Source organism: Bacillus sp. MN7755, assembly GCF_054771475.1.
Genome location: NZ_BTRL01000018.1, coordinates 19,852 through 28,033, shown reverse-complemented (window position 1 = coordinate 28,033; position 8,182 = coordinate 19,852). Strand labels below are relative to the sequence as shown.

The 8,182-nt window shown below is 35.7% G+C and carries 8 protein-coding genes; 3 read left to right on the top strand and 5 right to left on the bottom strand.

Annotation, left to right across the window (positions count from 1 at the left end; genetic code table 11):
* Positions 1-43: 43 nt before the first annotated feature.
* Positions 44-1,633 carry an N-acetylmuramoyl-L-alanine amidase gene (locus tag ACYVEC_RS21685; RefSeq protein WP_063222057.1) on the bottom strand — a complete coding sequence of 530 codons (1,590 nt, stop codon included), beginning with the start codon at positions 1,631-1,633 and terminating at the stop codon, positions 44-46.
* Between the two features lie 241 nt (positions 1,634-1,874).
* On the bottom strand, positions 1,875-2,924 hold the full coding sequence (locus ACYVEC_RS21680; protein ID WP_063222058.1) for a M42 family metallopeptidase: 1,050 nt from the start codon (positions 2,922-2,924) through the stop codon (positions 1,875-1,877).
* Between the two features lie 126 nt (positions 2,925-3,050).
* On the opposite strand from ACYVEC_RS21680, the gene ACYVEC_RS21675 reads away from it, so the two are divergent.
* A complete protein-coding gene (locus ACYVEC_RS21675) occupies positions 3,051-3,230 on the top strand; it encodes a hypothetical protein (protein WP_460508275.1) in 180 nt (59 codons plus the stop codon).
* A gap of 21 nt (positions 3,231-3,251) precedes the next feature.
* Here ACYVEC_RS21675 and ACYVEC_RS21670 read toward each other — a convergent pair whose 3' ends face one another.
* From ACYVEC_RS21670 to ACYVEC_RS21660, 3 genes are all read right to left on the bottom strand, one after another.
* Entirely contained in the window at positions 3,252-3,578 is a 327-nt protein-coding gene (locus ACYVEC_RS21670; protein WP_060629731.1) for a nucleoside triphosphate pyrophosphohydrolase, read from the bottom strand.
* 17 nt (positions 3,579-3,595) lie between these two features.
* On the bottom strand, positions 3,596-3,916 hold the full coding sequence (locus ACYVEC_RS21665; protein ID WP_460508272.1) for a hypothetical protein: 321 nt from the start codon (positions 3,914-3,916) through the stop codon (positions 3,596-3,598).
* Positions 3,917-4,019: 103 nt separating this feature from the next.
* On the bottom strand, positions 4,020-4,832 hold the full coding sequence (locus ACYVEC_RS21660) for an enoyl-CoA hydratase (RefSeq protein ID WP_140350562.1): 813 nt from the start codon (positions 4,830-4,832) through the stop codon (positions 4,020-4,022).
* A 284-nt stretch (positions 4,833-5,116) separates the two neighbouring features.
* On the opposite strand from ACYVEC_RS21660, the gene ACYVEC_RS21655 reads away from it, so the two are divergent.
* Together ACYVEC_RS21655 and ACYVEC_RS21650 are read left to right on the top strand one after the other, a co-directional pair.
* Positions 5,117-6,499 (top strand): O-antigen ligase family protein, encoded by a 1,383-nt coding sequence (locus tag ACYVEC_RS21655; RefSeq protein WP_460508269.1) that lies wholly within the window; start codon positions 5,117-5,119, stop codon positions 6,497-6,499.
* 255 nt (positions 6,500-6,754) lie between these two features.
* On the top strand, positions 6,755-8,170 hold the full coding sequence (locus ACYVEC_RS21650; protein ID WP_063222062.1) for an MBOAT family O-acyltransferase: 1,416 nt from the start codon (positions 6,755-6,757) through the stop codon (positions 8,168-8,170).
* The last annotated feature ends 12 nt before the right edge of the window (positions 8,171-8,182 follow it).

Here is an 8,182-nt window from a genome sequence, read left to right as displayed (position 1 = left end):
TACTTGACAGGGGTCACTCCAGTTGGCAATCTCTTTTTATTTATTAACGGAAAGAAGATACGCTATTACCCTTTGCTTCGTAATAATCTAAAATACCTTGATAAATCGCTTCTGCTGCAGCTTGTCTCTGTTTTGGTGTAGCAATTTTATCTGCATCACTTTTATTATCTACAAATGCTAATTCTGTTAATACAGCTGGCATTGTATTTTCTCTAGTTACGTATAAGTCTTGATGTTTGACACCACGATCTTTTGTTCCAAGTGCTGCTACAAGACGGTCTTGAATTTTTTGTGCTAATAAAATACTGTCTTCTACATGCGGGTTCGTTACTTTTGCTCTTGCTGACTGATAATATAATGTTTCTGTACCTTGTCCATTTTTCTCTTCAGAACCATTAGCATGGATACTTACAAAAATATCTCCATTATGTTGCTGTCCAAATTCTACACGTTTCTTTAATGAATCAGGACCACTTGTTCCTGGACGTGTATTATCTGTACGAGTGAACATAACAGTAAATGGTGCCTTTTGCTCAAATATTTTCTTTAATCGTAATGATACATCTAATACTGTTTGGCTTTCTTTCTCATAATAACCAGGATTACCCGAGTCAACTCCACCGTGACCTGGATCAATAATAATTGCTTTACCTTCTAAGAAGTTCTCTTGTTTTACTGGATTTAATTGATTTTTATCAACCCACTGGAAACCAGCGCCTACGCGGATACGAATCCAGCCGCCACTCTCTTCCATAACCGTTACTGTTTGTGCATCATATGTACCTAGCACTTTAGAACTATGTGAAGCTGTTTCATAAGTAGTAAATCCTTCATTAATCGTTTCTGTTTTTTCTTTTAGAGGTGTCCACTTCTCACCTTTACTTGTTACAATTTTCAACCAGCCGTCCGCTCTTTGTTCTGTCACTTCAACCATTTGCGGCTTATGTTGAACGTCAGTAATGCCAGATGATAATGATGGTTGATGATATGTAATAAAGTTTCTGTTCATATACATTCTTTTTGATGTATTTGTTTTATTTTGATCAGCCATTGCAATGAACTGAGCTGCTTCTGCACGAGTTACAGTTCCTTCAGGCTTCCAGCCATTTTCCGTACCTTTAGAAATCTCTAAAGCTACTAAAATATTAGCTTGTTTCTTACCCCAATGAGGTTCCAAATCTTTAAACTGTGTTGGAAGTTCTCCAATAATTTTCTTATCTAATGAGTATGCTTGTACTAACATAGATGCCATAGATGCACGGTTAATTTGGCTTGATGGATTGAATTTACCAGTACCATCCCCATTAATTACACCTGCTTTTTCCACTGCAGCAATGTACGGAGCTGCCCAATGGCTTTGTGCATCTTTAAAAGATGGCTTTGCTTTTGGATCAACTGGTAAACCAAGAACGACTGCTAAAATTTTTGCAGCTGATCCTCTATCTACTGCTTCAGATGGAGAAAACGTTCCATCTGGCTTTCCATCAAGCGCTTTTTTTCCTACTAAATAATCAACTGATTCTTGCGCCCATGTAGGAACATCCGAAAACTTCTTCGCTGCTGCGAAACTACTTACTGGAGACGATAATAAACTTGCGGCTAAAATACCTGCCGCGACTGCACGATACTTCATAAAAAATAATACTCCTCTCGACAATCATCTTTTTAATAACGCGTAATCTTAATATATAAATTTCGACAAATCCGAACAAAAAAAATTAGTGCGCCTCTATCATTTTATAATACTCGAATTATGTAGTAAACCTACTTTCTTAATATTGTAAAATAAATTACAATTAATTTACTTTTTGTTAAATAAAGTCGATTTCTCTGCAAACAAAAAATAGGCTACTAGAAGTAGCCTATTTCTTTTCTTATTCTGCAATCATCTCTGATAATACATATGCATAAACAAGTGCTTCTGTATGTGCAATCGAACTTTCATGTGTACGCTCAAATGCATGAGAAGAATCAATACCCGCTCCAATTAATGCATGTTTCACATCAAATCCAGCGTGAATCGCAGCTGATGCATCCGATCCATAGTACGGATAAATATCTACTTTATATTCAATATTGTTCGTTTTCGCAAGCTCTACTAAATGTTTACGTAGTGCATAATGATACGGACCACTGGAGTCTTTTGCACAAATAGATACTGTATATTCGTCAGATGCTTGTCCATCACCTAACGCTCCCATATCAACTGCTAAATACTCAACCGTTTCTTCTGGAATGTTAGAGTTACCACCGTATCCGATCTCTTCATTATTAGAAATTAAGAAATGAGTTGTATATGGTAATGTTACATTTTCATCTTGTAATCTCTTAATTAATTTTAATAGAATCGCAACACTTACTTTGTCATCTAAATGACGTGATTTTATGTATCCACTCTCTGTAATTTGAACGCGCGGATCAAATGAAACGAAGTCTCCTACTTCAATTCCTAATTCACGTACTTCATCAGTTGAAAATACGCGCTCATCAATACGAACCTCAATATTTTTCTCATCGCGTTTCGCTTCACCTGCATCTTTATATACATGCACAGATGTTTGATGCATTAAAATCGTCCCTGTATACGTCTTGCCACTTGATGTTTCAATTTCGCAATATTCCCCTTCTACAGAGTTCCAGCGAAATCCGCCAATCATAGAAAGACTCAGACGACCGTCAGGCTTAATTTCTTTTACCATCGCACCTAACGTATCAACATGTGCTGTTAATAAACGGTGCTGTGCATCATTTTTCCCTTTTACCGTTAAAATAAGAGCGCCTTTATTGTTACGCTTCGTTTCTACATTCCACTCACTTACATAGTTTTCAATAAAACGAATGATTTTCTCTGTATTTCCAGACGGACTCGGAATAGAGACAAGCTCCTTAATAAGTTCCATCGTTTCTTTCGCATGATGTGCCATTGTCGTTTCCTCCTCATTTTCTCTATTATTTAGTATACAAAATTTGCTATAAAACCTCTACTCATATAGCTTAATTTTCTAAATTATAGTAAAATTCACTTTAGTATACAAAAGGAGTTATACAATATGAATATATCAAAAAAATATGTACACATTGCACTCATTTGGTTTTTAGCATCATTATTTTGTTTACAAGTTTCTTATGCAGTCCACACTACTACTTCTATTACAATTGGCTGGGTATTAACAGCTATCTTCTTCATTATTAGTTTATTTGCAACAAAAAAGCATAGCGTTAATGCGTAACGCTATGCTTTCCCTATAAAACTATTCTTCTGAAACATCTAATAAATAAATGCCTCTTTCAAACCCACCACGCTCTATTTCTTTTTGCTTACGAAGACGTTCTATGTCTTCAATTGTTGCACCTTCTGCACGCGCTAATGAAATGATCACTTCCAGTGCATCCGCAAGAGAATCAAGCGCATGTTCACGCTCTTTCATAGAAGCAAATTCACGAATTTCTTCTGTTCCAATTTTCGCTAAAGCTTGTATGTATGCTTGTCCTGTTAATTTTTGTGCTGTATATGTTTTTCCAGACATTAAAATCTTCTCTGGAACACGATCTCTTACTAACTTGTTATATGCTGACATCATTCATCCTCCTATGTTTAATAGCATCCGAGCTCTGCTGTATAGAAAAACCATTTATTCGTCACGCATGCACTAATCATATCAATTCCTGATCCTTTTGCTCTTACTTGCGGAAAGAAATAGTGCTCTGATCCTTCTTCTTCCTTACCATATAAAGTTTGGTACTCAGCTGGAATTGCTTCTTTTTTCACATCTTTTTCTTTCGTCACCCCGCCAGAAAACGCAACGCTTGGATGTCCTTCAAAAAACAAAGCAGTTCGCACCGCCATAGATGGTGTACTATGCAAAGCATAATATGCTATTACAATCATGCTGATAACACCGATAATTTTTTTCATATATTACTCCTTAAAAAAAAGTGCTAACACAATTATACTAAAATGTGTTAGCACTTTCTCCCCTTTAGCCTAAATTAACCGACAGTAAAACTACCACTACACTTTATTCCCCTTTAAATGCCGGCAAACGTTTTTCTAAAAATGCAGCAATGCCTTCTTTATGATCCGCTGTTTGTCTCATCGCATATTGACCGCGTTTTTCAAGCTGCAATGTTTGTTCTAAATTGGAGCGATTTACTTCACATAAAATTTGCTTCGTTTGAATCATCGCTTTAATTGGCTTTTGTGACCATTCACTAATTTTTTGCTTCACAGCCGTTTGGAAGTCCTCGCCGATTACTTCATCAATTAAACCGATATCAAGCGCTTCTGTTGCTGATAATTTCTTTCCTTCCCAAATAATTTGCTTCGTCATATTTTCACCAACGCGCTTTTGAAGGAAGAAATGACCGCCACCATCTGGAATTAAAGCGATTCCAATAAAGTTCATCGCAATAATCGATGATATATCTGCCATCACATAGTCAGCTGTTAGCGCAATACTTAATCCAAGACCAGCAGTTGGTCCATGAATAGCACTAATAACAAGCTTCGGCATCGTATATAAAGTCACGACAACTTCAGAAATAGTATTCATAATACCATCAAACTTGCTTTCATCATTACTTGAAAGCATCGATTTAATATCTCCACCCGCAGAAAAACCGCGGCCGTTCCCGCATAACACAACAATATGCGCCGAACTCTCCGCTACTTCTTTCAGTTTTTGTAATAGCTCTTTTAACGTTGGCTCATCTAATGCATTTAACACCTCTGGGCGATTGACCATTACCGTTGCAACGCGCCCTTCATACTTCACAACGACAGATTCTGTTTTACTTGTTACTTCCATTATATATACCCCTCTTTTCCACATAAAGATTATACTTATATAATTATAGAAAGGAGGTAAAAAACCCTTCTTTTTTCTTAATTTTCTGTCTAATAATCTCGTAATTTGTATATAACCTTGTATAAAACATACAATTTCGTTGAAAAATATAGAAATTAAAGTCGTTTTATCTCCTCTCTTCATCTATTTACCATTACAATGAAATGGTGTATTCTTAAGTCTGATATAAAAATTAAATATAGAAATTCATTCCCCTTCCTATTAATAGAGGGGTGCTGAAATAAAGGAATGAAGAAATGGAGGAACATATGGTTACTAAGTTAAAACAGACGGATAACTACTTCCCGCATTTCCTACTGCTATTCATCGTGTTTCAACCAATTTTAGATTTATTAACGTCTTTTTCAATCTATGTATTGCACATGAGCGCAACAGTCGGAATCGTAGTCCGTTTCGCCTTTATGCTTCTTGCATTAGGTTATCTACTTCTTCATCATAAACAACAAGGCGCGAAAAAATATATTCTTTATTTATGTCTCTTTGGCATCGTACTCGCAATCGGCCTTGTGAATAATTTAATGGTCAAATCTCCAGTTTCATTTGGAGAAGAAGTGAAATTTATTTTGAAAAGTGTATATCCAATTGTACTACTGTTTGGATATATTATCGCACTGAAAGAACTAAAGAATAACGAATTTGCGTTTCATAAAATCATTACGTATTTCTTATATGCAACGTTAATTTTAAGTATTTCAATCATCGTGGCTATGGCAACTGGTACAGATTTCCCAAGCTATCCGAACTCAAAGATCGGTTCAAGAGGATGGTTCTTTGCTGGTAATGATTTAAGTTCCATTTTCGCAATTATGTTCCCAATCGTTGTTTTATACTCGGTACATAAAACAACTTCTTTCTCAAAAGTGTATTACTGGATTCCAACTGTACTTGCGATGTATGCAAGCATTATGATCGGAACGAAAGTAGGCTATGGTGCCATCGTTATTACACTTGGCATCGCTCTTTTCTTCTTATTCATTGAATATATGATGCATCGTAAAAAAGAAGGAAAAGGATTCACATATCTTGTAAACACAGTTGTTGCTGCTGTCGTATTAGGTGGTTTATTCGTCCTTACACCGCAAACCCCTATCGCAAAAAACATGAGCATCCACTTACAAATATATGAATACAAAAAATCAGTACAAGACGAAAAGGATCGAAAAGAAGGAAAAGAAGTTAAAGAAGAAGAAGAACATAAGCAGGGTGAACTAACAGACTCTGAAATGAAAAGTTTAATTTACAGTGATCGTGACAAGTTTTTAAAAGTATACAAACAATACTATAAAGAAGCACCACTATCTCAAAAACTCTTTGGAATGGGCTACGCTGGTAACTATACAACGAAAATGAAGTTAGTCGAAATGGATTTCCACGACCTATTCTTCGCATTCGGAATTGTCGGCTTCCTTATGTATTTACTGCCGCTACTTTATTTCGGTATTAAAATATTCATTCGCTTGATCACAAACTTCAAGAAACTATTTAGCGTAAAACATATGCTACTAGCTAGCACACTCGTCTTATCGCTCGGTATTGGCTTTATGTCTGGACACGTATTAACAGCACCAGCCGTTAGTATTTTCTTTGTTGTGATTCTTGCTTACTTAATTGTTGATTTAGAAATAGAATAGAAAGAAGCAGCATTCAAATGGATGCTGCTTCTTTCTATTCCAATCCTTTACCGCCTCTAGCATTCAGCATAAAACAACACTTAATTGCCTACCTTTCTTACGTATGAAATTAGAAACTATTTATATGGAATAATCATTTTAATCGAATTATTAACATGCTAAAATATTAAAGGCACTATTATATAAAAGAATATATAATAGATATGTCGGTTTTTTTTTGCACGAAATGTATTTCGAAAAAGTGAGGAGAGTCCTTTGGTATTTAGTAGTTCGATTTTCTTATTTATCTTTTTACCTCTCGTATTATTTCTCTATTTTATAGTGCGTGCCGAGCTACGTAATTTCGTATTACTTGCATTTAGTTTAATTTTCTATGCATGGGGCGAACCCCGTTTCGTTCTCTTAATGCTCTTTTCTATCGTATTAAACTACTGCTTTGGCCTACTCGTGCATCATTATGATAAACGAAAAAATATGAAAGTCACATTTTTAATTATGGCTGTCGTTGGAAATATACTATTACTTTCTTATTTTAAGTATATTTCATTTTTCACAGACATTTTAAACAACGTATTGCACTTATCTATTCATGTGGAACCTATTCCACTACCAATTGGAATTTCATTTTATACATTCCAAGCGATGTCCTATGTCATCGATATATACCGTAAAGATGGGGATGTTCAAAAAAATCCACTTAACTTAGCGCTATATATATCGATTTTCCCTCAGCTTATTGCCGGACCAATTGTTCGTTACAATATTGTCGCTGAGCAAATTAAAACGCGCATCCATTCTTTTGAACGATTCACAGAAGGTATTCAAATTTTCGTTCTCGGACTAGCAAAAAAGATATTAATCGCCAACCAAGTTGGATTTGCCGCTGATAAAATCTTCGCCTTACCACCATCTGAAATAAGTGTTGGAACAGCATGGATTGGTATTATCGCCTATACCCTACAAATTTATTTCGATTTCTCAGGGTACTCTGATATGGCAATCGGACTTGGAAAAATGTTCGGATTTGATTTCCCGAAAAACTTCAACTATCCGTACATCTCTAAATCTATTTCAGAGTTTTGGAGAAGATGGCATATTACACTCGGCTCTTGGTTCCGCGATTACATATATATCCCGCTCGGCGGAAACCGCGTTTCAAAACTAGCGAATTATCGTAACCTCTTCATCGTATGGGGGTTAACTGGTTTATGGCACGGGGCGAGCTGGACATTTATCGCCTGGGGCTTATATTACGGCTTTATTATTTCAATTGAAAAAGCTGGATTCGAAAAAATATTAAACAAACTATGGAAGCCGCTGCAACATGCATACGTATTAGTAATCGTTATGATCGGTTGGGTCTTCTTCCGAGCTGACAACTTCGCTTACTCGTTCCAATATTTAAAAGCGATGTTCGGCATAGGTGGGCAATCTTTCATCGATGACAATACAATGTTATACGTACATGAATACATTATCGTATTTATCATCGCCTTTATCGCAGCGACACCAATTTTAAAACGAATTAAAAACATACTAGAACTTGCACCAAAAACGTATATGTTCACAATACAATTTGTACGTCCTATACTATTACTAACATTATTTATGATTTCGGTTATGTACTTGATTAACTCAACATATAATCCATTTATTTATTTCAGGTTTTAACTGATGTAGGAA